This window comes from Blautia sp. SC05B48 (assembly GCF_005848555.1).
GTDB lineage: Bacteria > Bacillota > Clostridia > Lachnospirales > Lachnospiraceae > Blautia_A.
The window spans coordinates 3046477-3072001 of record NZ_CP040518.1 but is presented as its reverse complement, the minus strand read 5'-3'; the positions used below and the strand labels follow the sequence as shown (position 1 = coordinate 3072001).

Below are 25525 nucleotides of genomic sequence, written 5' to 3'. Positions count from 1 at the left end.
CTTTTATGAATTGGAGGAAATATTTTGAATAAAAGAGAGCATTTCGTGAATAGCCCGCATACCGGCTTCCATCTTAATCTCCAGATCATTGCTGACGATTTTGCGGAGAAAAAAGAGGATGTTTCCATCCTCTGCCGTGAAGACCCCCTGACGCTGGATGGTCTTCGCATATATCAGGCAGGAGCCCTGCTGAAGCCATGCTACCTTTATCTTGTCTTCGGCAATTCTCTTTCCGAAAGTTTCCTGCGATACCAGAACATCGCATTTGTAGTGGTGGGTTCCGGTGATCTTTCCTGTTTTTCCGAAAGCTGCAGGATCCTTCACATAAAGGGCACCCTTTCTTTTTCTGAGATCTTCAACCAGATACAGCAGACCTTTGACAGATATTCTGACTGGGACAGCAAACTCCAGCTTGCACTTGGAAGTATCGATCCGCTGAATGAGATGCTGGAAGCCAGTCTGGATATATTTCATAATCCGGTTTTTGCCCACGACACCAACTTCTATATCCTTTCTTCTCCCCGGCACGTAACCGGTATGTCCGAATGGGTCCATGACCAGCGTACAGGAAGACTCATCGCACCTTTAAGCCTGATTCAGGATTTCAAGCTTGACGCCGAATACCAGCGCACACTTATCACCCACGGCACCAATATTTATTCCGAAGAGCTCCGCGGTTACCGTATCCTCTACATGAATCTCTGGGTCAGCGGCAATTATCAGGGTCGGATTTGTGTGGATGAGCTTCAGACGGAGATACAGCCCGGGCATTTTTCTGCTCTTGAGTATCTTGGCTCCTTTATCGAACTGTGTATCCGTCGGCACAATCTGTTCCAGATCTCAATGGGAAATGACTCCCGGCAGTTTTTCACGGAGTATCTTTCCGGAAAGCTCACAGAGCTACAGGCAGTTACCGATCAGATTCAGTATCTGAACTGGAACCGTCATGACCGGTATCTTGTACTTCGTCTGGAAACCCAGCAGCAAGATGACCGTATGCACTCTTCCATCGCCACACTTGGACACATTGAAGCCCAGATCCCGGAAGGTCTGGCCTTTACCTATCAGCAGGGAATCGTTGTGATCGTTAATCTGTCCTTTAAGCACTCTGTATCTTCCGATGTTATCAGTTCACTTGCGATCATCATGCGCGAAGGGCTTTTTAAAATGGGAGTAAGCTCTGAATTTCGTGATTTTTTCCTGATCCCTCAGGGCTATATTCAGGCTGTTTCCGCCTTGCGCCTGGGCAAAAAAAGCCAGAGCATGGTCTGGTGCTATCATTTTGATGCTTATCTTCTGGAATATATGCTTTCCCAGATCAGCCATCAGATCAGTCCCGAGCTTCTGGTCTCTTCACGGCTGGATGCACTGCAGAATTATGACCGAAAAAACAATACTGAACTGTATCACACACTCAAGGTCTATCTGGAGCACGAACGCAATTCTCTTCAGACAGCCCGTGAGCTTTTTATACACAGAAGCTCCCTGACCTACCGCCTGGAGCGCATCCGGAAGCTCACAAAGATTGATCTGGATGATCCGAAAGACCGGCTTCTTCTGCAGCTCTGCTTTCTTCTGCAGGAAAAGGACCAGACTGTCACCTGACAACCTGGTCCTTTTTTCTGTTTATATCTGTAAAAACTCCAATCCGAAATAATGTTCCATCCATAGCCTGATGGTTTCTTCCGAATCGCTTATTTTCGTTTCAATGGATCCATCTTCCTTCTGGATCGTAAGAACATCCCCGGTCAGCGCAACACTTCCTTCCGGTCTGCAAATGCTCACCACTCTTTTTCTGGTAAACAATACATCCGGAGATTTTGCACAATAGAAATTCAACAGTTCAAAATCTGCTTCTACTGCAGGAATCTGTGAAAATCTGAGTATTGGCAGATATTTTTCTTCTTTCTTTCGTTCAACAAGAATCTCTCCGTTTGTATTTCCCGGTTTCATGTTAACACGGTACCATCCGTTTTTTTCTCTGTGGATACCATCCTTCATAAGAACCGGCTTCTTGGGTCCGGGGCCTCCGTATCCTACATCACAGTAATAGCTTCCTTCCTCAAAAATAACAAGCGTTGCCCGGTGCAGGACCGGCGGAAGCTCTTCCCGGTTCCACAATATCCTTACCGCCACAGGGATCACACGGAAATCCAAAGCTTTCAGAAGCTCATAAAACAATTTATTCAGCTCAAAGCAATATCCGCCTCGTTTTCTGACAATGATCTTCTCATAAATATCTTCCGACCTCAGAGAAGGAACCCTTCCATCGTCAAAAACTTCCAGATTTTCAAAGGGAATACTGCATAGATGAAGTTCCATTATCTTTTCCAGACATTTTTTATCTGTTCTTAATTCCCCCTCATATCCGATCCTGTTCAGATATGCCTCCCGTTCTCTGTCATTCATTTTTTCACTCCTGTTCTATTCAAGAAGATAGCAGCTGGTATAGGCGATCGTGCAGGGACCATAATAGTATTCCAGACCATTTGCCTGGCATACCTGTGTTACCAGCATTCCATAGGCTTCCATCGAAGAAAATGCCTGTTCGGGGAAACGGCATGGAGCATCCGGATATGTACACGTTTTACATTTTGTACAGCACCCGGCCCCTATGGGGAGCATGCCCGGCCATCTTTCTCTGAGCACTTTTTCAAATTCATAAAAATTCTGTTTATGAACCGCTTCTGTCTCCATCATCGTCTCTCCGTCCAGAGGATCCTCCAGTTTCCCCACTGTCTGGACAATAATGCCTTCCCTGTACTTTTCTATATTTTTTCTACATACTTCAAGATCTCCGCATCCAGGAGGACAGCTCCAGCGTTTTGCATACATATGGCAGGTATTATTTTTGCACATTTCCCTTACTTCCGGCATAAGCTCGATCGAATCGCTCTTCAGAAGCGCTACATGGGAAAATCCTGCCTTTTTTCCCATTTCTTCCAGTTCTTTTATATTTAGCATATCCATTCTCCTCGCATTACGGAAAGCATAAGCCATCCACAAAACAGTCCTGGAACTCCGGCGAAGCTGCCAGCTCCACAAAATCCATATTTTTGACAATCCGATCCATTTCTTTTCTTTCCTCTTCATTCAGAAGCGCGATCCTGGCACCTTCTCCGGCTGCATTTCCCACCGGCTGTATCCTGGGCAGCAGCCCGGCCGGGAACATCCCGATCACCGCCGCACTTTCCGGATTCATGTAATTGCCGAATGCACCGGCAAGATAGACCCGTTTAATATCCTTTTCCGTGATCTCCAGTCTTTTCATAAGGAGAAAAATTCCCGCTGCGATAGCCGCTTTTGCCAGCTGCACCTCTCCGATATCCTTCTGTGTCAGATAAACGCCCCTGTCATTCCCCGACTTTTCCGGAGGTACTAGCACAAACACTCCTGCCTTTTCCTGGCCGCTTTCCAGATGGCCACTTTCATCAATAAAACCAGCCAGGTACAGCTGTGCCACAAGATCGATCAGACCTGAGCCGCATAAGCCTGCCGGAGCCTTATTTCCTATGGTTGTGTATTCCCATTTTCCATCTTTGTATACTACATGATCTACTGCTCCTGCTCCTCCGCGCATCCCGCACTCGATCTTCGCACCTTCAAATGCCGGACCGGCAGCTGTTGAACAGCAGGCTAATCTCGTTTTATTTCCGAGGACCATCTCCCCGTTCGTTCCAATATCGATCATAAGGCTGATCTCGTTCTGCTGATCCTGTCTGAGCGTCAAAATGCAGCCACAGGTATCTGCCCCTACATACCCGGCTATATCAGGCAGTATAAGCAGTTGCCCCTTTCTGTGGATATGGAGCCCATATTGCTCTGCATTCAGTGTAAGTCCCTGACTGATCGCCGGATTATACGGCGCATGGACCAGCGATGCCGGAGAAATCCCAAGAAAAAGATGATGCATGCAGGTATTTCCTACCACTGATACCTGACAGATATCTGATCTGCTTCTTCCTGCTTCCTCTGCCAGTTCCTGGAGCATTTCATCAACCGCATTTCGTATGCAACCGGACAGCTGCTCTACGCCATGCTCCAGAGCATGATCCGCACGCATGATCACATCTGCGCCATACTGAGTCTGTGGGTTCATTCTGCTCTTCAGAGCCAGCTGCTTCCCGGTTAATGCATCCATAAGATAGCCGACCACCGTCGTTGTACCTATATCAAAAGCCGCAAAACAGATTTTTTTCTCTTCTCTGCTGATATCCAAGATTTCATTTCCTGCACAGATCACATACCATTCTTCTGCTTCTTTTCTGCAGCCGTAAAGCTTCGATGCAATTTCAGTATCAGGCAGAACAGGTTTTTCCACATCCAGCTGCTCTGTCAGCCGCTGCCATTCAGAGCGGTTATCTCCTGTCTCCGGTTTCTCAAGAATAACTTTTTTCTGTTTCAGATCAGGCCTGAACGCAACCGGTCTCTGCATTCCTTCTGTAAGGATCTCCTCTTCCCGGCATCCGGACAATGTATCTACTTCAAGGTCACTGTGGATTTCCGTCTGACATGCAAGCACCATGTGATCCTCTATTTTAACACGACATTTCCCGCACTTTCCCCGGCCTCCGCAAGGTGCATCAGGAACCAGCTTTGCTTTTCTTTCCGCCTCAAGGATCCTGGTACCCGGTTCCACCAGGATCTCCTTTTCCTCCCTGATAAATTTTATTCGGTACATTTTTATCCCTCCGATGGTCACTGTAAAGCAAAAGCCGCTCTGCCGTCTATGCCATGCACAGACAATACAGAGCGGCCCGTTTTATTTTCCCTTATGCTGCCAAAGCTTTTGCAAGAACTGCTGCGCTTGCTGCATCTTCTGAATATCCATCTGCGCCGATCTCATCTGCAAATTCCTTCGTGATCGGTGCTCCTCCAACCATGATCTTAACATTGCTTCTGAAATCTTCCGCATTAAGTGCTGCAACTGTATCCTTCAGAGCCGGCATTGTAGTTGTGAGCAGCGCTGAAAGTGCAATTACCTTAACATCCGGATTTTCTTTGTAACATTCAATAACCTTCGATGCAGGTACATCAACACCGAGATCAATAACTTCAAAGCCGGCACTTTCGATCATCATCGCAACAAGATTCTTCCCGATATCATGAAGATCTCCTGCTACAGTAGCGATGATAAGTTTTCCCATACTTCCTGTAGCGCCGGATGCAAGATGCGGTTTCAGAACCTCAACACCTTTTTTCATTGCACGGGCTGCTACCAGCATTTCCGGAACAAAGATTTCTCCGTTTTTAAATCTTTCACCTACAACAGCCATTGCATCGATCATGCTGTTAAGAATCTCTGTTGCCTCACAGCCTTCATCAAGAGCTGACTGTACAGCTGCACCTACAAGTTTTGCTTTTCCTTTTTCTACCAATTCTGCTACTTCTGTGATTTTTGACATAATCAAACACCTCCGCTTTTTATTTTTTATCCGCATTCCGCATATGCGTTTTATTTATTTTTTTACAGGTCCGATCAGACCTTCTCTGTATGCTCCGATGTATTCCATACAGTAATCATCCAGACCAAGCAATGCCTCTGTTGCATATACAAGTCCAAGCATATCTCTGTTTGTAGGATCCATGATCGCGCTGTCAAGGCCGGCATTCATTGCAAGTACCACAAATCCGAAATTGATAAGCTTACGTACCGGCAGATTGAAGGAAATGTTGCTGATCGCCGCTGTAATGTGGATCATCGGATACTGTTTACGAACACTTGAAATTACTTCCACGTTCATCGCAATACCATCTTCAGATGTACAGAGCATCTCAACCAATGGATCAATATGGATACGATCCGGTGAAATTCCGTACTCTTTTGCTTTTGCCATGATCTTGTCAAATACCTTCAGCCTGTCTTCCGCACTTTTGGGGATACCTGTATCATCGCTTAGAAGTGCGATAACCTGCCACCCTTTATTTTCAGGCTGTGCCATAAGAGGAAAAATCTTATCGATCTTATCTCCCTCACCGGATACAGAGTTAAAAATACCCGGTTTTCTGCAGAATTTGTAAGCTTCTGTAAGAACATCTGCGCTGGGACTGTCTATGGAAATCGGAAGATCTGTCACTTCCTGAATACAGTCGATCATCCATTTCAAGGTTTCTACTTCTTCTGCTTCCGGAACAGATGCGCAGCAATCGATATAGCTTGCTCCTGAGTTTGCCTGAGCAAGTGCCCGCTGCTTGATGAATTCTGCATCTCTGTTTGCGATCGCCTCCGCCACAGAGGGGATAGATCCATTGATCTTTTCACCTATGATTATCATATTATTTATCCTCCCGTTAACATATTCTGGCCTGCATCAAGAACTGTTACTGTTCTCTCCGTTCTCAGCAACGCGCTTCGCGATATACAAAATTTATGCTAATCTCATAAATTCACGCGGTATTTCCCGGGTTTTCTGTGACCTTTGCTCACAAAAATCACCTCGCGGAATATTACCAATGAACAGTAACCAAAAATTCTTATTTCAGTTCCATGTCTTTTATGTAATAATTGTATCAAAATAAATGCAAAAAGCCAGCCGCATTTCATACCATAAACATTGCATTTATTCCTACATTTTGTAGGAAAATTTTTCAGGGAAGATATTCGTGAGCGACAATCTAAAATAAACCCATAAATCATAGCTTTATCTACGATTTATGGGCTTATGCCAATACTTATTTCATATTTCTTACAGTTCCCTAAAATCCGGTGTCCCGTACAGGTCATACGGAGTACTCTGGTATACGTAATAATTCAGCCAGTTCGTATACAGATTGTTGGCATGGGCTCTCCAGGTGAGGAGTGGTTTGTTGTTTGGATCGTCATCTTTGTAATAGTTTTTTGGGATTTCAATAGGCAGACCCTTGGCAAGGTCTCTCTTATATTCGCCATCCAAAGTCACGCGGTCGTATTCCGGATGTCCCATAACAAAGATTTTACGGCCTCCCTCCGCCATTGCAAGGAACAGACCAGCCTCTTCGCTTTCCGCCAGGACTGTAAGGTCTTTGCATGCATGGATATCTGCAATGGGAACTTCTGTGTGTCTGGAATGCGGCGCAAGAAATACATCATCAAAGCCCCGGACCAGCGGGATCTTACGGTTCAGTACCCTGTGCTGGAAAAGTCCGAACATTTTTTTATCCAGAGGTTTTTTCTCCAGACCATAAAAATGATAGAGACTGGCCTGCGCTGCCCAGCAGAGAAAGATTGTGGAAGTCACATGCTTCTCAGTCCAATCCATGATCTCAGTCAGCTCATTCCAGTAATCCACTTCCTCAAAAGGCATCTGCTCCACCGGTGCTCCTGTAATGATCATTCCATCAAATTTACGTTTCTTTATATCGGTGAACGTTTCATAAAACTTGTTCAGATGGCTGAGTGATGTATTCTTCGCTTCATGGCTCTCCACAGCCATAAATGTTACATCCACCTGCAGCGGTGTATTGGAAAGAGAACGCAGAAGCTGCAGCTCTGTTTCTTCTTTCAGCGGCATCAGATTCAGGATCAGAATCTGGATCGGACGGATATCCTGGTGCATGGCACGTTTTTCGTCCATTACAAATATATTTTCTCTCTCCAGGATCTCCTTTACCGGAAGATCCCCCTGTGTTTTGATCGGCATTGTTTGCCCTCCTTATATATGAAGCGTCTCTTATAAAGGAGCCGCTTGGCTTTTTTCTTCAGATAAAAAGTATCTCCAGTCTGTACGGCCTTTACTGTACTCCGGCAAGTTTCCGAAAATCTTCTTCTGAAAGGATCGGAATCCCCAGTTCTCTTGCCTTTTTGTTTTTGGATGAATTTGACTGGATGTCGTTATTGATCAGATAATTGGTCTTTTTGGTAACTGAACCGGTAACCTTGCCTCCCAGGGATTCGATCAGCTCTTTGGCCTCACTTCGATTTCCAAAGTGCACCAGACTTCCTGTGATCACAAAATTCATTCCTTCAAAGATCTGTTCCTGTTTGGGACTGTCCTCCTGAATATGAAGAAAGCTCATCAGATGATCCAGGCGGCGATTGTTATCCTCATCCTTAAAATAAGCTACCAGATTTCCGGCAATGACCGGCCCGATGGTATCAATATCACTGACCTCTTCCAGACTGGCATGACGTATCCTGTCCAGATCATTGTCAAAATGGCGGCAGATCACTTTTGCATTAGCCAGACCGATATTTGCGATCCCAAGACTGTAGATCACCCTTGGAAGTGTAGTCTCTTTCGCCCGTTCCAGACTTTCCATAAGATTATCATAGGATTTCTGCCCAAAGCCCTCCATTTCCACAATCTCATCTTTATACCGGCTGATCTCAAAAATATCGCCAAAGTCATGGATAAATCCCCTGGCAATAAATTTCTCCAGTGTTGCCTCGGAAAGTCCGTCGATATTCATGGCATCCCTGCTTGTAAAAAGCCCAAAGGACTTGATCTTCTTGGCCGGGCACCCCGGATTGACGCAGAAAAGACATTCCACATCGTTTTCTTTCTTCACTATCGTTTCCTGTCCGCAGGCCGGGCAGTTATGCGGGATCGGTGCATTGCCGCTTCCGGTCAGATTTTCCGCGATCTGAGGAATGATCATATTTGCTTTGTATACACGAATGGTATCTCCGATCCCCAGTTTCAGTTCTTTCATGATACTGATGTTATGCACACTGGCTCTGCTCACTGTGGTGCCTTCCAGTTCCACCGGCTCAAAAATTGCTACCGGATTGATCAATCCGGTCCTGGACGGGCTCCACTCAATCTCCAGAAGTCTCGTATCACGCATCTCATCGGCCCATTTAAATGCCATGGCATTCCTTGGAAACTTGGCCGTAGTTCCCAGAGATTCTCCGTAAGCAATATCATCATACAATGCCACAAGCCCATCTGACGGAAAATCATTGGTCGTAACTGCTTCCGCAAAGTAATCCATCGCTTCATCCAGAGTTTCTGCTGTGACTTTTCGATATTCCACAACCTCAAAGCCCTGTTCATTCAGCCACCGGAACTGCACCTCCCTGGAATTTCGGAAATCCACACCTTCCGCACTCACTAAAGAAAAAGCATAAAACCGTACGTTTCTCTTCGCTGTAATTTCATTATTCAGCTGACGGACAGAACCACTGCAGAGATTTCTGGGATTTTTGTATTTGGCGTCTGCATCTCCGATGGTTTCGTTGATCTTTTCAAAATCCGAATAGGTAATGATGGCTTCTCCGCGAAGGACCAGTCTCCCTTTAAAAGAAATTTTCAGGGGTATGTTCTTAAATACTCTGGCATTATTGGTAATAACCTCTCCCACAATACCATTCCCCCTGGTAACTGCCTTTATAAGCTCTCCGTTTTCATAGGTAAGCACGATCGTCAAGCCATCCAGCTTCCAGGATAAAAGTGTAGGATGTTCCCCTATAAACTCTCTCAAAGCTTCTCTCTCTTTAGTCTTGTCCAGAGACAGCATCGGTCTCTCATGTTCCTCCTTGGGAAGCTGTTCCACTGCCTCATATCCTACATTAACGGTTGGACTGTCTGCCAGAACGATCCCTGTTTCTTTCTCCAGCGCGCTCAGAGTGTCGTACAGGGCGTCGTACTCCACGTTGGACATGATCTCCCTGTCTTCCTGATAATAGGCCCTGGACGCTTCCCGGAGTTTTTCTCCCAGCTCTTTCATTTTTTTTATGGATGATTCGTTCATGGCTTCCTCCCGTCCTTTTTTTTGATTTTCCGGAGGAAAGCATTTCCTCCAGTTCTTTTCGTTCTTCCGGCCGGATCTCACGATATTTCCCCTCTTCCAGGCCATCAAGGTGCAGATTCATGATCCGAACACGTTTCAGTGTTACGACTTTATATCCGAAATATTCACACATACGACGGATCTGGCGGTTCAGACCCTGGGTAAGGATGATACAAAAACTGTTCTTACCTGTTTTTGTGACCTTGCAGGGACGTGTGACCGTATCGAGGATCGGCACCCCGCCACTCATGCCACGGATAAATTCTTCTGTCACCGGTTTATTCACGGTTACCTGATATTCCTTTTCATGATAGTTTCCCGCCTTCATGATGCGGTTCACCAGATCTCCTTCATTGGTAAGGAGAAGCAGGCCTTCGGAATCTTTATCCAGCCGTCCTATGGGATAAACCCGCACCGGATAATCCAGATATTCTGTTACTGTCATCTCATTCCGCTGTTGTCTGGTGCTACAGACAATCCCTTTTGGTTTATGAAAAAGAAGCAGGATCTTTTTTTTCTGTTTTTTTACAGGCTTTCCGTCAATACAGATCTCCGCATCCGGGAGGATCTTCATTCCTGTGGAAACCAGTTCTCCATTGGCAGTAACTCTCCCCGCTTCTGTCAGTCGGTCTGCCTCTCTTCTTGAGCAGACTCCTATATCGCTTAAATATTTATTGATTCTGATTTTTTCGTCCATTGTTCTATTATATATTTTTTCTCAGGTGTTCGCAACCGGTTATTTTTCTTGTATTTTCTTGCTCATTATTGTATGATAAACAGAAATGCACTTAAATATCAGGAGGAAAAACATGTCAGAACGTACTCCACGTATAAAACGGCTGCTGATCTTTATCACTGTTTTCCTGTGTCTGATCTGCGGTATTCTCTTTACCCAGTCATCGGCCGGTCCTTTTGAAAACAGCAGTACTTCCGTAATTTCCGTAAATACAAGCGATATTTCGGCTATTGAACCAGGTTCAGATCGCGATCACCATACAGATGCATCTATATCTTCCGGCGCTCCCTCACCTTCCGCCACACCGTCTCCTGTTCCCACAGAGATTCCCGAAACAGAACAGGTTTCGCCGGAGGCAGAAAACGGAGTCTGGACACCGGATGGTACCAACTGGAAATTTATGGTTGACGGAACCGCCTATACCGGATGGCTTACCGATACAGATGCTCATCGATATTATTTCAACAAGGATGGGATCATGCAGACCGGCTGGATCACCCTGGGCAAAAAACGTTATTATCTGGACGAAGACGGAATCATGCAGACCGGAACCATCACCGTAAATGGAAAAAAATACACATTGGCAGCAGACGGTTCACTCAAAAAATGATCTTTCGTTATATCAGAACAACAAAAATGCAGGTTCTTCCGGAACCTGCATTTTTGTTAACCCTTATTATTCTAACAGACCACTATAGACATAACCGGTCTGCCCATCATAATCAACCTGTATCCAGTCGCCTTCCTGCCCCTTCTTTTCAACTTCCGTTCCTGCAGAAAAACCACCGATAACCTCACCCTCTGAATCTGCGGAAGCACGAACATTACAATCCTCTGTAACTGTAAGCATTGTCCCTGCATCTGCGGAAGCACTGGCATCTTCACCAAGGCCCTGAAGGAATTCTGCCAGAGAGGAATCACTCTCCTGCGCAGCTTCATAGTCTGCCTTTACCTTTGTGATAAGCTCCTGCACATCCTTCTCGGATTCCAGTTTTTTCACATAGGCACTGATATCTGCATCGTCATCAGCACCACCTTTGATCTTCAGATTGCCGTCACTGCCCGTCTCCACGTAAAACTGGCTCAGTGCCGGAACCGGAGTCTCAATTCCAGTACAGATATAATTAAAGACTACATAAACGACATACGAATCGTCCGTCAGTCCCTTCTTAGCGTAAACATTCTGTACTTCATACCCATCAATATAATCCCTTGAATTAACCTGCGATTCGTCAGCCGGCGTAAATCCGTCCTCGATCGTCTTAAGTGTTGCAATGTCTTTTTCCCCAAAAGCTTTATAATAGCTCTGAATCAGCTCGGTTACTTCCGTGCTGGCTTTTTCCATGGTTGTCTCCGCATCCGTATCTGCCGCGGGACTGGCGTCTTTCTTCTCGTCTGTCTCCCCATCATTTGCCGGAGAAGAAGGATCATTTTCCTGGTTACTTTGGGCTGTTGTCTGATCTTCATTGGAATTCCCCTTCTTACCTCCAACACAGGCGCGGACGCCAAAGATCAGAACAAGCACGATCACCAGAATGGCTCCGCCTAACATAAAATAGCGAAGGTTATCTGATAACCATTCTCTGAAATCATCCAAGTTTTTGTCCTCCTTATCATAACAACACGCCGGAACAATTCCCACTGTTCCGGGTAACACACCTGAAGGGAATCGAACCCCCGCACATGGTACCGGAAACCACTGCTCTATCCACTGAGCTACAGGTGCATAATGAAAAACATAACTTCTAAATTCAGGTATGAAATTATCAAAGTAGGTTTACACTGTTTATGATTTTAACACAAATCCATGAAATTGTAAAGATTTTTTTAAACAGTACATATTCATCACACATTTTATGGTTGCTGTTCACTCCGTTCTCAGTATCATTTTACGCACTTTAGTCATTTTCCCAGGCCAGAAGGGTGAACACATTCACCCTTCAAACCTGTATACCACATATTTTTCTGTCTGCGCAACAGGGGTACATCCTGCCTGACGGATATAGTCATGATTTGTAAGATTTACCGGAAGAACGAGATAATCGGTTTCCGTTCTTTTCAATACCTGCCGGAACTTATCGATTCCTACATCCATCTGATAACTTATCACATCCATGATCACTTTCTGGATCTGGTAGGCCTTGCTGTTTTCGTAGTTTCCTACCACAGTACTTCCTGCACGATACAGGGTAAAATTACGATCCAGAACAAGGATCAGTGAAGGATCATACTGTCTTGCCACCAGATTCAGCTCATTGTCAAAAACAACCTTGGGTTGTTCTTTATCGCAGTCCTGATGGATCACATCGCATACTGAACGCAGCTCATTCGGGACTTTATAGATATTTTCCGCCATCACATAATCTTTTGCAATGCCGGGCACAGGTGTCCCCGTAGTGACGATCACTGCCGCAAGGATCAGCGCTGTTACAACTTTCAGCCATCGAAACCTTACCGCTTCCACGATCCGTACAACATAATAGGCAGCACCCGGGATCACCGGAAGGATCCAGATAAAACGATAATATTCACTTTCAAAATGCACCTTTGGTATCACATATTTTACAAGAACCGGATTATATACCGTAAGTGCCAGAAAGACCAGATAATACAGGAACACTCTGGATTCTTTTCTCCTGCGGTAAAAAATATCCCAGAGTACACCTGCCAGAAAAAATACAGGCAGCAGACAGCCACTCCAGTAATTCTCCATACAGATCTGCACAAAACGCAGTCCCAGTTCTTCGATTGTTACTCCCGTCATTTTCTTCTCCTATCCATGGTATCTTCCCAGTTTCCTATGATGCCGGAAATGCGATCCATCCAAGCTTTGCCGAAAAATAAACCAGGGCATACAAAAATCCCGGCAGCATACAAAGCGCATAGGGAACTGCGTAGGAAAGCTTTTTCTTCAGCACCATCACCGGAAGGATCGCCGTACTGACTACTGCCGGATAAATAAGGGAGGATCCTGAAAACGTCAGCGCACTGACGGCCGCAATGAAAAGCAGCACCCAGCTTTCTTTATTTCTGCCATCTTTGTTGAGCCAGAGACGTATACTTACCAGAAGCGCCGCCGGAATGGAAATATTTGCCAGCAGGGCCTTCCCTTCATAAACCCGCATAAACGCAAAGGTTCCTGTTGTATAGATAGAAAAAGAAAACAGTTGCATCAGGCACACAAAAAGAACCATCAGGTCTGCTTTTTTTTCATCTCCACGAAAAAGGCTTTTTCCGATCTGGTAGATCAGAAGATTGATCATCAGCATGTTGATCACAGACATCACGACCTTGGACTGAACGATCGGGTGGATGCCCAGAAGGACACACCACACCGCATTGTTCATCGGATATGCAGAAAGATCATAGCGGAGATTAAAATTTCTCTGGATCACACCGGTAAGCGGACTGTATCGGGCAAGAGTGTCTGTATACACAGAAGTGCTTACTGCACCAATATAATGTGTTGCATCTGCAGTAACGTCCTGATATGCAGCCACCAGAAAACACTGCAGGATCACTGCCGCAGCGATCAAAAGCAGCAGCAGTGAATGTTTCCGAAATGTTTCTCCTATCCGGTCCAGCTGTCCCTTCCAAAGTTTATGCGCGAACAGACATGCAGCCAGTACACAAGCTGCCATGATCGCCATCCACAGATACGAAAAGGCACTCAGTTTTACCCATTTCAGTGTCATAGGAACTGCAAGTATCTCAAAAGCCGCAAAATACAGAAGATATCCCAGGACCAGTTCCATGGTTATTTCCGCCTTAATTTTCAGTATCCGTGTCAGCAGACTTCCTGCACAGAAAAATACCAGCAGCTCCAGGATCAGTCCGGCAATTGCCAGTATCAGCTCCTGCATTTCACACCTTCTCTCCGGTTTCTCTGGCAAGGATTCCCATTGCAACCTTCTCCGGAGTGATCGGAAGTTCTCGGACACGTACACCTGTTGCATTATAAACTGCATTGGCAATAGCCGGACAAGGTGTATCGATCACAAGCTCACCAATGGATTTTGCACCGAAAGGACCTGTCTTCTCGTAGCTGCTCTCAAACTCGATCCGCACCTTCGGAATATCCATACGGTTGGGGATCTTATACTGCATAAAAGAATTATTACGGATCTTTCCCTTATCTGTATACTGCACATCCTCATACAGAACCATTCCGATTCCCTGACCGATACCGCCTTCTGCCTGCACTCTGGCAAGATTTGGATTGATCGGGGTTCCACAGTCGATCACGCCCACATAATCAATGACGTCGATCTGTCCGGTCTCTTTATCGACCTCCACTTCAGCGGCACCTACCATAAACGGTGGCGGAGAGATCGGAGAAGAATATTCTTTTACGACCTGAAGCTCACTGCAGACTCCGCAGGTCGCTTTTCCTGCGATCTGCTGCAGCGTTACCTCTTTTCCGTCTTCTGTGCGGACTTTTTCTCCGTCAAAATCAGAATCCTCTGCAGATACTCCAAGCATCTGTGCGCCAAAAGCGTGGATTCTCTTTCTGAGTTCTCCGCAGGCCTGGATCACGGCATTTCCGGTAGCGTAGGTTGTGGAAGATGCATAAGAACCGGAATCATAAGGAGAAATATCTGTATCCACACTGAATACCACGATATTTTTCATATCTGTATCCAGACAGTCTGCTGCCATCTGAGCAAGAATGGTATCACAGCCGGTTCCCATATCAGAACATCCAAGTGCCAGGGTATAGGAACCATCCTCATTTAATTTAATGTCTGCTCCGCCGACATCGATCCCTGCAATAGATGAGCCCTGCATGGCCATAGCAATGCCGACACCCCGTACTTTACCGTTACCCATATCACGGAACGGATATTTCTCATCCCATCCGATCATTTCCTTTGCACGGGCAAGACATTTATCCATGGTACAGCTGCCATTGACCGGTACATCCGGATATCCCGGAAGTGCCTCTCCCTCCATAGGCATGTTCAGCTCACGGAATTTTACCGGATCCATCCCCATCTTATGAGCCAGCTCATCTGCTGCGGACTCCACAGCAAAAATACCCTGTGTGGCACCATAGCCACGATAAGCGCCAGCTGCCTGCATATTGGTGTAAACAACATCATAAGCAAAACGGTAAGCTTCCGTATGACGATACAGCGCAATGGATTTGTGGCCTGAAAGTCCTACGGTTGTAGGCCCATGCTCTCCATAGGCACCGGTGTTGGAAAGAGTATAAAGATCGATTGCCTTTACAATACCGCTTTCGTCTGCACCCATACGGATATGGACTTCCATCTCATGACGCGGAGAAGACGCGATCATGGATTCCTTTCTGGAAAAAACGATTTTGGACGGACGCCCGGTAACCCATGTTACCAATGCCGGGAAAACCTCACTGACAGAAGACTGTTTTGCACCAAAGCCCCCGCCGATACGCGGCTTGATCACACGAACTTTGGAAGAAGGAATGTTCAGCGCGTTTCCTACGATCCTTCGGATATGAAACGGGATCTGGGTGGAAGAAACCACCGTCAGTCTCTGAAAATGGTCCATATAACAGTAGGTGCGGAAGGTCTCCATCATGGTCTGCTGATTTGCCTTTGTGTGGTAAACCTGGTCTACTGTATACGCACATTTCTCCAGCATAGCATCCACATCACCCACTTCTTCTACATTGGAGGAACAGAGATTACGCTTATTATCTCCGCCGGCCGGGATCGGCATATACCAGTCATCCTCCGGGTGCACCAGAATGGGATTATCCTTGGCTGTGTGGATATCCAGAACTGCTTCCTCCACACGATATTTTACCTTAATGCGTTTCAGGGCTTTATCTACTGCCTCTTCTGTCTCACCAGCTACGATGGCAACCGGATCACCTACAAAACGCACATGCTTATCTATGATATAACGATCCCATGGACTGATCTCAGGCGCTGTCTGTCCGGCCAGAGTAAATCTTTTGTGAGAAACATCCTCATAGGTCAGAACACAGGCAATCCCCTCGATCTTCTTTGCCGCATCTGTCTTGATTTCTTCCACCCAGGCATTTGCATGAGGACTTCTTAAGATCTTGACGATCAGGCAGTCAGAAGGTGCAAGATCATCGGTATAGACCGGTTTTCCGGTTACCAGCGACATTGCATCTGTTTTTGGCACTGGCTTGTTTACGTATTTCATTTTCCTTCCTCCTGTCCTTTTTTATAGTCAAGAAATTTCAGGATACTTCTGGTCTGTCCCACAAATCCCGAGCAACGGCACAGATTTCCGGAAAGATACTCCAGGATATCCTCTTCTGTGGGATCTTCCAGTTCCTTTAACATGGCAAATACATTCATGATAAATCCCGGATTGCAGAAACCGCACTGCTCTGCTCCCTCATTTGCCATAAAAGCTCCGAATTCCTTTGCTTCCTCCTGCATTCCCTCCAGAGTCACGATCCGTTTCCCGTCTGCGCGGGCAGCCAGCATGGAGCAGGACAGTACCGGACGTTCATCCATCAGCACAGTACAGAGACCACAGTTTGCAGTCTCACAGCCACGTTTTACGCTGTAACAGCTGTTTTTCCGCAGGAAATCCAGAAGCAGTTCATCCGGACGTACCTCTGCCTGCCGTTTTACACCATTCAGCCAGAAAGTGATATTCATTCTGCTCTCCCTCCGATCTCTTCCCAGGCTCTTCTCGTGAGGACTTTCACAAGAAGACTCCTGTATTCTTTTGAAGCACGCATGTTCTTGTCTGTAGGAACATGTTCCGCTGCATATGCAGCAAAAGAAGCTGCTGCATCCTTTTTCTGCTGTACATTCATCTGTACAAAATCTTTTAAAATTCCCTCTTCATCTTCCACGATCATTGCTTTTCCGGGTCTGGCCCCAATGACAGTTCTTGCTTTTCCGTCAATAAGAGCGGCCGCACAGGTGAGCACAGGAAAATCTGTGGAATTGTTCCGCTGACTTAAGTACACACTGTTCAGCGGCTGTTTTTTTACAATGATATTTACCAGGATATCGTTATCCTTTTCCATGGATGCAAACTGTGCCAGCGGAATGGTTCCGCCATTATACAGCTCCACCCAGGTATCCAGTGCCAGAAACATGGTCAGTACATCGGAAAACCCGAATCTTCCGAAAATACTTCCGCCCACTGTGGCACAGTTTCGAAACTGCACACCCACAATGTGCCGTACACTTTCCCGGATAGCACCGTTTGTATAGGCATTCAGCTCTTTATGGGTTTCCAGCGCATGAAGTGGTGTCATGCAGCCGATCACAAATGCTTCTTCTGTTTCTGTAATAGTATCCAGCCCAAGACCTGACAGATCAATGGCTGTCATGATGTTCCGGTTTCCCATTTTCAGCCAGACCATACCGCCCAGCACACAGGCTGTTCTTTTCTGGTTCAGTTCATATGCCTGTTCAAGGCTTTCTGCCTTTACATAATTCTTTATCTTCAGCATACTTTATTCCCTTCTGAATTCTCATTCTCTTTCTTTACGGCTGTTTTTTCAGCCGAACATTTATTTTAACAGACTGTCAGCTAAATAGCTATTGTTTTTTCTCTGCTGTTCTGACGCCGCATTAGTCAGCTGTCTCCAGAACGATAAACTGATACGGTTTCAAAACAATCTCCTTTTCTGTGATCTCCACAGCTTTCTGATTATTCAGAAGCACCTTTTTCACTTCTCCCGGCAAAGATACCTTCTGTGACTGTGCCTGCATATTTCCCAGGATCAGAAGATTTTTCTCACCATTTCTTGTATATGCGATCAGATTCTTCTGTTCTTCCTGATATGGAGCGAATGTTCCGTATACAAGCGTTTCTTTATATTCCGGAGCTTTTCTCAGTGCAGTCAGCTTTTTGTAGAAAGAAAGGAGGGAGTCACTGTCCGTTAACTGGGACTCTATATTGATCTCCTTATAATTCGGATTAACCCCAAGCCACGGCTCTCCTTTTGAAAATCCCGCATTTTTCTCTGCGCTCCACTGTACCGGAGTTCTGGCATTGTCTCTGGAAAATGCGGAAGCAGCATCAAGCGCTTCTTTTTCACTGCATCCGGCACGGAGCGCTACCTGGTATTCATCGATGGTACTGATGTCATCGATCTGGTCCATAGAAGTAAACTCCATATTTTCCATACCGATCTCCTGCCCCTGATAAATAAACGGAATTCCCTTCAGCAGGAAATAAACACCTGCCAGGAGCTTCCTTGAATCCGGACAGCGGTCTTCCGGAGAAATATAGTGACAGACACCTCTTGGCTCATCATGATTCTCAATAATGTTGGAGATCATACCAGTATCCCCGATCCTTTTCTGAGTATGGAAAATACACTTCTTGTACTCTTCCGGAGTCAGGTACGGTTTGGATGCATACCAGCCATCCTCGCTCTTTCCGTAACAGGTTTCCTCAAAATCAAACATGGATGAAAAGTATCCGTTTTCTCCGATAAAATCTTTGATCTCATCTTCCTTCTCATTGAATACCTCTCCTACAGTAAAAGCATCATAGGGATGAAAGCACTTCTCAGCCATCTCTCCCAGGAATTCTCCAATCCCCTCTGCCTCCTCCAGCATCCTCTCGATGCTGCAGAGCCCGTCTGCACGATCGGCAGGATAATCAGAAAATGGAAGCTTCTTCTTGATATTGATAATGGCATCAATACGGAATCCTCCAAGCCCCTTTTCCATCCACCAGCGGATGTTTTTGTAGACTTCCTCTCTTACTTCAGGATTCTCCCAGTTGAGATCCGGCTGCTTTTTGTGGAATACATGGAGATACTGTTTATCCGGATGTCCCGGAAGCTCTTCCCATACCGGGCCACCGAAATAGCTTCTCCAGTTGCAGGGAGCCTTGTCATCCTTTTTGTCCCGGATATAAAAGAAATTTCCATACTTTCCGTCCGGATCCTTAATGGCCTCCTGAAACCACTCATGCTCATCGGAGCAGTGATTCACCACCAGATCCATAAGGATGTACATTTCTCTTTTGTTTGCTTCTGCGATCAGACGATCCATATCCTCCATGGTCCCAAACCTAGGATCAATAGAATAATAATCTGCGATGTCATATCCCTGGTCTGCAAGCGGAGATTTATAGATCGGGGAAAGCCAGAGGATATCTGCTCCCAGTTCCTTCAGATAATCAAGCTTGCTGATGATTCCCGGGATGTCTCCGATCCCGTCTCCGTTAGAATCATAAAAGCTCTTGGGGTATATCTGATATACCACCTTGTCATGCCACCATTTTCGTTGCATCCTAATTCCTGCCACTCAAAATGTGATTAAACATACTCACATCGAGATAATGCGGATTCTCACGAATACCGCTTACTGTTTCTTTGTGTATGCTTTTGAGTAACCGGAGTTATCTCTACTCACAGATCCTAAGTACACTCCACAGTCGTTAATTCCCGAAATAGCCTTCGGTACATACTTACGTTTGCGGGATCATGCAACTTCGTAAGTCTCTGCATCTCTCAGATTCAGTGCTGCATTGAGATCTCTGTCCTCAATATATCCACATGTGCATCTGTAGATCCTGTCTGAAAGTTTCAGATCTTTTTTTATACAGCTGCAGCAGTGGCAGATCCTGGAAGATGGATACCATCGGTCAACTACCCTCAGTTCGATTCCATATTCAGCACATTTTGTTTTCAATTTTGTCCGGAATTCATAGAATTTCTGGGACGCAACTGCTTTTGAGAGATGCCGGTTCTTCATCATCCCGGATATGTTCAGATCCTCAATCGTTATATGAGACGGCTTGGTTTTCACTATCTCAGATATTACCTTGTTGATATGATCTGTACGGATATTTTCTATCCGATGATGAAGTTTCTGTACTTTAAGCTTTTGTTTGCATATATTTGCTCTTTGAGTGGACTCTCCTTTCTTTAAGTTCTCATATTTACGGGAAAGCTTTCGCTGTGCCCGTCTTAATTGTTTCTCAAGTTTTCTGATCCGTGCTGTTTTATTGATATTTCTGTATACAGTTCCATTTGACACAACTGCAAAGTCTTTCAGCCCCAGATCGATTCCGATCCCATCAGTGAAATTTCCAGCTGCTTCCGGAGCAGGTATATCGACAAGTGCAGACACATAATATCTGCCTGCTTTCACGGAAACTGCCCCGCTTCGGATCACATATCCATCCTTAGAGGTCGGAATGTAACCTTTTTCTTTCAGCCTTACCCAGCCAAGTGTTGGGATCTTGATCCTGTGACGTTCACAGAGACAGTCTTTGGGATTATTCTTTACAAAATACATTTTTACATCAGATCTTCCTTTTTTCTTATATCTCGGGAAACTACTCTGATGATGAAAAAATCTTGAAAAAGCGGTACAGGCATTTTCGATTGCATTCTTTACCGATTTGGAACTGACTTCTCTGATCCAGAAATATTCCGGATGCCTTGGAAGGTATTCATTGTTCAGCCATACACTGAACGACTTGCCGCTCATAAATCTTTCACCGGCATCATAACGTTCTTTATTATGAAACAGATAGAAATTATAAATATATCTGCATGTGCCGATTGTCTTATGTATTTTGATCTTCTGCTCTTCTGTAGGATCGATCTCTGTCTTGAAGCTCTTCAGCAATCTCCTCATCCTTTTCTATCTGTTTTTTATACTTACGAAGTCCATATAATCTACAGGAAAACACATGAAGGATGGAAATAATATCCTGTACAAGTTCTTCCTGTGGTGACAGTTCTTCATTGTTCACCACCAGTATCGTTGTGTGGAATTTCATGCAGAATCTTTCAAACCAGTCGTATCCAAAACGGATAAATCTGTCTTTATACGTGATCACTATGGTTTTGACCTTCTGCTCCATGACTTCGTCCAGTAATCCATTCCATTTCTTGCGGTTATAATTAAGTCCGCTTCCATAGTCTTCAATGCACTGGTCTACGATCATTCCTCTGGCATTACAGAACTGACGCAGAAATGCTGTCTGATCTTGAAGATCATCCCTTTGGTTTTTGGTAGATACTCTTGCATAAATAACAACTTTTCGTTTATCATGTTCTATATTTATACCTTTAAATTGAAGATACTGGTCATATGTGTAATAACGCCTGTCTGTTGGAGTTCGGTTTGCTTTTAAGATTCCCTCTCTGTCCCATCTCTGAAGCGTTTTTACAGAAACACCTAATAATTCAGCAAAATCTTTTGGTTTATAATTTGTGATATTTGATGTGTTCATAATATACCTCCATAAGTATATTTAAACACATTTAATATCTTTTTACAATATATTTAGTTACTTATATCATCCTCCTATGCCTGTTTGATCATGCAGTACTGCTTCAGATCAAATCCTTTTTTCTGTACAATGCCATATAATTTAAATCCGAATTTCTCATACATGGAAACATTTGCCGGATTATGGGTTTCCAGAGAGATCATCAGCTTATGCCTGTCCGCATAATCGATCACCTCATCCATCAATTTTTCAGCAAGACCGTGATGCTGCATCTTCGGCGCCACTGCCAGATAGATCACATGAAGCCTTTCTGCTGTATGAAGCTGGGAAGTCCAGCTGGAATTCAGATAGTCTTTTCCCTGGATGAATTTCCGCAGGGTCGCAAGACTTGGATCCTCCTTGATCAGATAGCCATCTGTTTTCAGAAGGGCAAAAAAATCTACCATCAGATTATGTAAGGCTGCTTCATGCTCCGTTCCGTCGGATACTACCAGGATACTGTTCAGCTCACTGCTGTCTGCATAGATCTCGCAGGTCTCAAAAAACTCCGTAAGATCACAGGTAAAAAGCTCCGGCATCAGCCGTTCTCTGGTATCCCTGTCCGGGATCAGTGCATGATACAGAGGATCCTCCGAAAAACATACAGTCAATATCCGGATCAGCTTGTCCAGATCTTCTTCTTTCACTCGGTATAAATTATGGCTTTCCATTCTTTCCTCCAGGTATGGTTTTATTCTGTTCTTTTTTCAAACATATCACTGACCTCACAGATCAGATTCCTGAGTTTTTCCACTGCACGGATCAGATATTCAATATCATCCTCATAATAATGCTTCTGTCTTTCCCAGGCTTCCCTCAGGGTCTGCTTTTCCGCCTCCAGGCTGTCACCCGGCTTCTTTTCCTTCAGCCTTTCCACAAGATCATAAAGATTCTCATGGTGGATGATCCTGCCCTTTCCCCACATCAGGCGATCCGGGGACTGCTTCAGGATATATTCTGTAAAATGATAAAAGACTTCCCGCTCAAACTGAAAGGCATAACAGTTGTTGTCAATACTGTAAAAGGCCTCCAGCGCAGGTGCGATCTCTCCCTTTTCCAGATATCCCATAGCTTTCTTCAGTGCATAAAGATTATTCTGCACTGCCTGCTGCGGAAAGATCACATTATCATCCCAGTCCAGACGTACCAGATAATCCTGAGATTTTCGGAATACACCGAGAAGCTTTTCGGTAATGGCATCGGCTTTTTTCCAGTCACGTTTTTCTTCCGGAAGGCTGTTGAAGCGCCGTACCTGCTCTGCAAGGATGGCAGCCGCTTTTTTTGCCTCTTCTGTTTTTTTCAGAAGAAGTATACTGTCGACGCCGGTCTGCATACACAGATCCAGATCCAGGGTCTTAATACTTTGGTCCAGTACCCGACTGAAATCCATTGGCGGCAAAGCAAGGCTGTCAATAGCCAGAAGAAGTTTCAGATAAAATTCATGATGGAATCTGTATACCTCTTCCTCATAAACATCCTGGTTATCATACTGGGAATGATAATAATTTTCCATAAACGGGCCACCGCTGAAATCATTGACCATGGACGGGATCCCGGAAATAGCCATGGTAAAATCATCAGACCAGGTTTCAATGGGATACAACGTGGTCATGCCCTCCGGATAAATCCCCTCCGGCATCTGCACAGTATCCACGAAGCTGCGCACAAAATCCGCATACTCATAGGTACACCGTACTGCATCTCTGGTACTGTGTGCATGAGCCGGAAGCTCAAAATTCAAATCTGCGATCACGCGACCCTGCCACTCCGGTCTTGCCTCAAACACCTGGCGGTAAGCACCTGTGGACCAGTCATATTTTGTGTCGGAAATCCCCCATTCTTCTGCTGCAAGAGCACATACCACAATAGTATGGCGAGGTTTGTAGCCACCACGGATCAGCGCCCTGGCAATTCCAATGATCATGGCCACTGCCGCATTATCGTCCTGAAATCCTTCAAAATAGGAATCATAGTGAGCGCTTAACAGGATCATGGAATCCGAATCAGTTCCCGGGATTTTGCCAACGATATTGTAGGTATACTGGTCTTTGATCACCTCTGTGTCCGCATCAAATTCCACGGAAAGCTCCGGAACACGATTCCCATTCTCATTTTTCTCTTCCATCAGCCGGCGGATCATAAGAAAATCTGCCCGTGACATGGAAAATGCAGGCGCACAGGAAGGTCCTGCGATATCCTGTGCATTCAGAGCCGTATCATCGATCTGTGCATATCCCCTGCTCTGTACGGCGATCAAAGCCGCTGCACCCTTCAGGTGTGCCTGATACACCGGGTAGTTGATCCACCATTCTTCTCTCTGATTGATCTCAATAAGAACCAGCTTTCCTTTCACATCGATATTCTTATATTCGTCAGCTGTACCTTTTCCAAGATATACAAGATCAAACCTCTGAAAGCCATTGGTCTTAAAATCTGTCTGATATGCGCCAAGCTGGATCTCCCGGCAGGTTCCCTCTCTGTCATGGCAGCGCATCACCGCTTTCTTAAATTCCCATGCATCCACACGGATCTTATCTTTTTCTACCTGGGTGAGACCGGCTTTTTTCATTTCTTCCAAAAGCATATCTCCGGTTTTTCGCTCTGCCAGGGAGCCTGCTGTACGATATCCCAGAACCGGATTTGTTTTTTCCTGTTCCATGCGCCTGGCCAGATCATAAGATTCTTTTATATTCAGGCATGAAACACATTTCTCTACGATGTTCAAATTTACTGTCATCCCTTTCTCGGCAGTGTCCCGGTCATCAGTTCTGTCAATCCGGCAGGGACATGCCTTTAACTGCTATAAATTATACCTTATCAATGTGCGGATTTCCAGATAAAAAAACGCGATTTGTTCAGGCAGGAAAAATCCTTCTCACAAATCACGTTTTTATAATATCGATCTGAAAAGACATGCTCTTTCCGTCCTGTGAAACCCCGGTAAAAAAGATATGCTATTTTTCATATGTAAATACGGATAGTTAATCATATTTTCTGTCTGTTACCATCATTTTTGTATATATTAAATATTATTTTAAGTATTATACATTATTTTCTGGTATTTTTTACCGAAATATGTTATAAAAGAAGTAAGAAAAACTACCGGAAATCAGATATTCCTGTTTCCGGTCCGAGATAAAGGAGGTATCTTTATGGAAAAACGTATTATCACCATCAATCGTATGTTTGGAAGCAACGGACGCCTTATCGGCAAGACTCTGGCTGAAAACCTGGACATCGGTTTTTATGATAAAGAACTGATCGACATGGCTGCCAAGAAAAACAATATCCCCTTCGACACCCTGGCAAAGGTAGACGAGAAAAAGGCCAGTCAGTGGGTATTTCCCGTTGACAGCGAACTGCAGTTTACAGATAATTTCTCCTTTGTACCAATGAATGATGTTCTCTATGATCTTCAGAGAAAGATCATTCTTTCCCTTCCGCAGAGAGAGGACTGCGTAATTGTCGGCCGCTGTGCGACCAATATCCTGAAGGATAAATCACTTAAAATTTTTATCCATGCTCCTTTTGAGGAAAGAGTCCAGAATGTGATACGCCGTACCGGCAGAGAAGAAGCCAGCGCACGGAAGCTGGTCAAAAAAATGGATAAAGAGAGAAAGGCTTACTATGAATACTTTACAGACAGCAAATGGCTGGATATGACACAGTATGATCTCTGTATTGACAGCAGCCGGTTTTCTATGGAGCAGATTGTTGAGATTGTAAAGAGATGTCTTTAGGATTCTTTTTTTCTGAAAAATGTTTTTACGCTTTGGAAGCGTAAGTGAAACCGCAGGGGAGGGGAAGCACTCGTAGTTGCGAAAGGCCGTTTCCCCTCCCCTGCACCCC

The 25525-nt window shown here is 45.1% G+C and carries 21 protein-coding genes, 1 tRNA gene and 1 pseudogene; 3 read left to right on the top strand and 20 right to left on the bottom strand.

The genetic code is table 11. From position 1 onward, the window contains the following. Positions 1 to 24: 24 nt before the first annotated feature. Complete coding sequence (locus EYS05_RS14280; RefSeq protein ID WP_138277408.1) at positions 25 to 1605, top strand: PucR family transcriptional regulator; 1581 nt, start codon at positions 25 to 27, stop codon at positions 1603 to 1605. A 21-nt stretch (positions 1606 to 1626) separates the two neighbouring features. Here EYS05_RS14280 and EYS05_RS14275 read toward each other — a convergent pair whose 3' ends face one another. The 8 genes and pseudogenes from EYS05_RS14275 to EYS05_RS14240 form a co-directional block, all read right to left on the bottom strand. After that, on the bottom strand, positions 1627 to 2409 hold the full coding sequence (locus EYS05_RS14275) for an arylamine N-acetyltransferase family protein (RefSeq protein ID WP_138277407.1): 783 nt from the start codon (positions 2407 to 2409) through the stop codon (positions 1627 to 1629). A gap of 15 nt (positions 2410 to 2424) precedes the next feature. Further along, the gene (locus EYS05_RS14270; protein WP_138277406.1) at positions 2425 to 2964 is read right to left on the bottom strand and encodes a DUF2284 domain-containing protein; all 540 of its coding nucleotides are present in this window, start codon (positions 2962 to 2964) and stop codon (positions 2425 to 2427) included. A 16-nt stretch (positions 2965 to 2980) separates the two neighbouring features. Then, on the bottom strand, positions 2981 to 4681 hold the full coding sequence (locus EYS05_RS14265) for an ASKHA domain-containing protein (RefSeq protein ID WP_243119121.1): 1701 nt from the start codon (positions 4679 to 4681) through the stop codon (positions 2981 to 2983). Positions 4682 to 4772: 91 nt separating this feature from the next. After that, a complete protein-coding gene (locus EYS05_RS14260; protein WP_015524728.1) occupies positions 4773 to 5405 on the bottom strand; it encodes a corrinoid protein in 633 nt (210 codons plus the stop codon). A gap of 54 nt (positions 5406 to 5459) precedes the next feature. Further along, the gene (locus EYS05_RS14255; protein WP_138277405.1) at positions 5460 to 6275 is read right to left on the bottom strand and encodes a methyltetrahydrofolate cobalamin methyltransferase; all 816 of its coding nucleotides are present in this window, start codon (positions 6273 to 6275) and stop codon (positions 5460 to 5462) included. A gap of 411 nt (positions 6276 to 6686) precedes the next feature. Beyond that, entirely contained in the window at positions 6687 to 7619 is a 933-nt protein-coding gene (gene metA, locus EYS05_RS14250; RefSeq protein WP_118515882.1) for a homoserine O-acetyltransferase MetA, read from the bottom strand. A 91-nt stretch (positions 7620 to 7710) separates the two neighbouring features. After that, the gene (ligA, locus tag EYS05_RS14245; protein ID WP_138277404.1) at positions 7711 to 9672 is read right to left on the bottom strand and encodes an NAD-dependent DNA ligase LigA; all 1962 of its coding nucleotides are present in this window, start codon (positions 9670 to 9672) and stop codon (positions 7711 to 7713) included. 133 nt (positions 9673 to 9805) lie between these two features. Next, positions 9806 to 10408, bottom strand: a pseudogene (locus tag EYS05_RS14240) (pseudouridine synthase); the annotation flags it as partial. A gap of 112 nt (positions 10409 to 10520) precedes the next feature. Here EYS05_RS14240 and EYS05_RS14235 point away from each other — a divergent pair. Then, a complete protein-coding gene (locus EYS05_RS14235; protein ID WP_138277403.1) occupies positions 10521 to 11057 on the top strand; it encodes an N-acetylmuramoyl-L-alanine amidase family protein in 537 nt (178 codons plus the stop codon). Positions 11058 to 11123: 66 nt separating this feature from the next. Here the strand turns inward: EYS05_RS14235 and EYS05_RS14230 are convergent, their stop codons facing one another. From EYS05_RS14230 to EYS05_RS14175, 12 genes are all read right to left on the bottom strand, one after another. Continuing rightward, entirely contained in the window at positions 11124 to 12044 is a 921-nt protein-coding gene (locus EYS05_RS14230) for an SH3 domain-containing protein (RefSeq protein WP_227752215.1), read from the bottom strand. A 57-nt stretch (positions 12045 to 12101) separates the two neighbouring features. Further along, a tRNA-Arg gene (locus EYS05_RS14225) sits at positions 12102 to 12173 on the bottom strand. Positions 12174 to 12380: 207 nt separating this feature from the next. Further along, positions 12381 to 13211 (bottom strand): hypothetical protein, encoded by an 831-nt coding sequence (locus tag EYS05_RS14220; RefSeq protein WP_138277402.1) that lies wholly within the window; start codon positions 13209 to 13211, stop codon positions 12381 to 12383. A 34-nt stretch (positions 13212 to 13245) separates the two neighbouring features. Then, on the bottom strand, positions 13246 to 14310 hold the full coding sequence (locus tag EYS05_RS14215) for a DUF6077 domain-containing protein (RefSeq protein WP_138277401.1): 1065 nt from the start codon (positions 14308 to 14310) through the stop codon (positions 13246 to 13248). 1 nt (position 14311) lies between these two features. Further along, positions 14312 to 16606, bottom strand: a complete 2295-nt coding sequence (locus EYS05_RS14210; protein WP_138277400.1) for a xanthine dehydrogenase family protein molybdopterin-binding subunit — start codon at positions 16604 to 16606, stop codon at positions 14312 to 14314. Further along, a complete protein-coding gene (locus EYS05_RS14205; RefSeq protein WP_015524717.1) occupies positions 16603 to 17073 on the bottom strand; it encodes a (2Fe-2S)-binding protein in 471 nt (156 codons plus the stop codon). Before EYS05_RS14205 ends, EYS05_RS14210 begins: the two co-directional genes overlap by 4 nt. After that, positions 17070 to 17882, bottom strand: a complete 813-nt coding sequence (locus EYS05_RS14200) for an FAD binding domain-containing protein (protein WP_118623768.1) — start codon at positions 17880 to 17882, stop codon at positions 17070 to 17072. The genes EYS05_RS14205 and EYS05_RS14200 overlap by 4 nt, the downstream gene beginning before the upstream one ends. Before the next feature lie 121 nt (positions 17883 to 18003). Beyond that, positions 18004 to 19680 (bottom strand): alpha-glucosidase, encoded by a 1677-nt coding sequence (locus EYS05_RS14195; RefSeq protein WP_138277399.1) that lies wholly within the window; start codon positions 19678 to 19680, stop codon positions 18004 to 18006. A gap of 192 nt (positions 19681 to 19872) precedes the next feature. Further along, the gene (locus EYS05_RS14190) at positions 19873 to 21036 is read right to left on the bottom strand and encodes an RNA-guided endonuclease InsQ/TnpB family protein (protein ID WP_119238777.1); all 1164 of its coding nucleotides are present in this window, start codon (positions 21034 to 21036) and stop codon (positions 19873 to 19875) included. Continuing rightward, the gene (locus EYS05_RS14185; protein ID WP_174235862.1) at positions 20966 to 21622 is read right to left on the bottom strand and encodes an IS607 family transposase; all 657 of its coding nucleotides are present in this window, start codon (positions 21620 to 21622) and stop codon (positions 20966 to 20968) included. Before EYS05_RS14185 ends, EYS05_RS14190 begins: the two co-directional genes overlap by 71 nt. 89 nt (positions 21623 to 21711) lie before the next feature. Beyond that, complete coding sequence (locus tag EYS05_RS14180) at positions 21712 to 22347, bottom strand: GNAT family N-acetyltransferase (protein WP_015524714.1); 636 nt, start codon at positions 22345 to 22347, stop codon at positions 21712 to 21714. Between the two features lie 20 nt (positions 22348 to 22367). After that, positions 22368 to 24413, bottom strand: a complete 2046-nt coding sequence (locus EYS05_RS14175) for a M28 family peptidase (RefSeq protein ID WP_243119119.1) — start codon at positions 24411 to 24413, stop codon at positions 22368 to 22370. Positions 24414 to 24828: 415 nt separating this feature from the next. Here EYS05_RS14175 and EYS05_RS14170 point away from each other — a divergent pair, with 415 nt between their 5' ends. After that, complete coding sequence (locus EYS05_RS14170; protein ID WP_118515872.1) at positions 24829 to 25416, top strand: cytidylate kinase-like family protein; 588 nt, start codon at positions 24829 to 24831, stop codon at positions 25414 to 25416. Positions 25417 to 25525 lie beyond the last annotated feature (109 nt).

What these genes read in the sequence shown, in the direction of transcription:
- EYS05_RS14275 (WP_138277407.1), bottom strand. Translation starts at nt 2,409, where the DNA reads ATGAATGACAGAGAACGGGAGGCATATCTGAACAGGATCGGATATGAG.
- EYS05_RS14270 (WP_138277406.1), bottom strand. Translation starts at nt 2,964, where the DNA reads ATGCTAAATATAAAAGAACTGGAAGAAATGGGAAAAAAGGCAGGATTT.
- EYS05_RS14265 (WP_243119121.1), bottom strand. Translation starts at nt 4,681, where the DNA reads ATGTACCGAATAAAATTTATCAGGGAGGAAAAGGAGATCCTGGTGGAA.
- EYS05_RS14260 (WP_015524728.1), bottom strand. Translation starts at nt 5,405, where the DNA reads ATGTCAAAAATCACAGAAGTAGCAGAATTGGTAGAAAAAGGAAAAGCA.
- EYS05_RS14255 (WP_138277405.1), bottom strand. Translation starts at nt 6,275, where the DNA reads ATGATAATCATAGGTGAAAAGATCAATGGATCTATCCCCTCTGTGGCG.
- metA (WP_118515882.1), bottom strand. Translation starts at nt 7,619, where the DNA reads ATGCCGATCAAAACACAGGGGGATCTTCCGGTAAAGGAGATCCTGGAG.
- ligA (WP_138277404.1), bottom strand. Translation starts at nt 9,672, where the DNA reads ATGAACGAATCATCCATAAAAAAAATGAAAGAGCTGGGAGAAAAACTC.
- EYS05_RS14235 (WP_138277403.1), top strand. Translation starts at nt 10,521, where the DNA reads ATGTCAGAACGTACTCCACGTATAAAACGGCTGCTGATCTTTATCACT.
- EYS05_RS14220 (WP_138277402.1), bottom strand. Translation starts at nt 13,211, where the DNA reads ATGACGGGAGTAACAATCGAAGAACTGGGACTGCGTTTTGTGCAGATC.
- EYS05_RS14215 (WP_138277401.1), bottom strand. Translation starts at nt 14,310, where the DNA reads ATGCAGGAGCTGATACTGGCAATTGCCGGACTGATCCTGGAGCTGCTG.
- EYS05_RS14210 (WP_138277400.1), bottom strand. Translation starts at nt 16,606, where the DNA reads ATGAAATACGTAAACAAGCCAGTGCCAAAAACAGATGCAATGTCGCTG.
- EYS05_RS14205 (WP_015524717.1), bottom strand. Translation starts at nt 17,073, where the DNA reads ATGAATATCACTTTCTGGCTGAATGGTGTAAAACGGCAGGCAGAGGTA.
- EYS05_RS14200 (WP_118623768.1), bottom strand. Translation starts at nt 17,882, where the DNA reads ATGCTGAAGATAAAGAATTATGTAAAGGCAGAAAGCCTTGAACAGGCA.
- EYS05_RS14195 (WP_138277399.1), bottom strand. Translation starts at nt 19,680, where the DNA reads ATGCAACGAAAATGGTGGCATGACAAGGTGGTATATCAGATATACCCC.
- EYS05_RS14190 (WP_119238777.1), bottom strand. Translation starts at nt 21,036, where the DNA reads ATGAGGAGATTGCTGAAGAGCTTCAAGACAGAGATCGATCCTACAGAA.
- EYS05_RS14180 (WP_015524714.1), bottom strand. Translation starts at nt 22,347, where the DNA reads ATGGAAAGCCATAATTTATACCGAGTGAAAGAAGAAGATCTGGACAAG.
- EYS05_RS14175 (WP_243119119.1), bottom strand. Translation starts at nt 24,413, where the DNA reads ATGACAGTAAATTTGAACATCGTAGAGAAATGTGTTTCATGCCTGAAT.
- EYS05_RS14170 (WP_118515872.1), top strand. Translation starts at nt 24,829, where the DNA reads ATGGAAAAACGTATTATCACCATCAATCGTATGTTTGGAAGCAACGGA.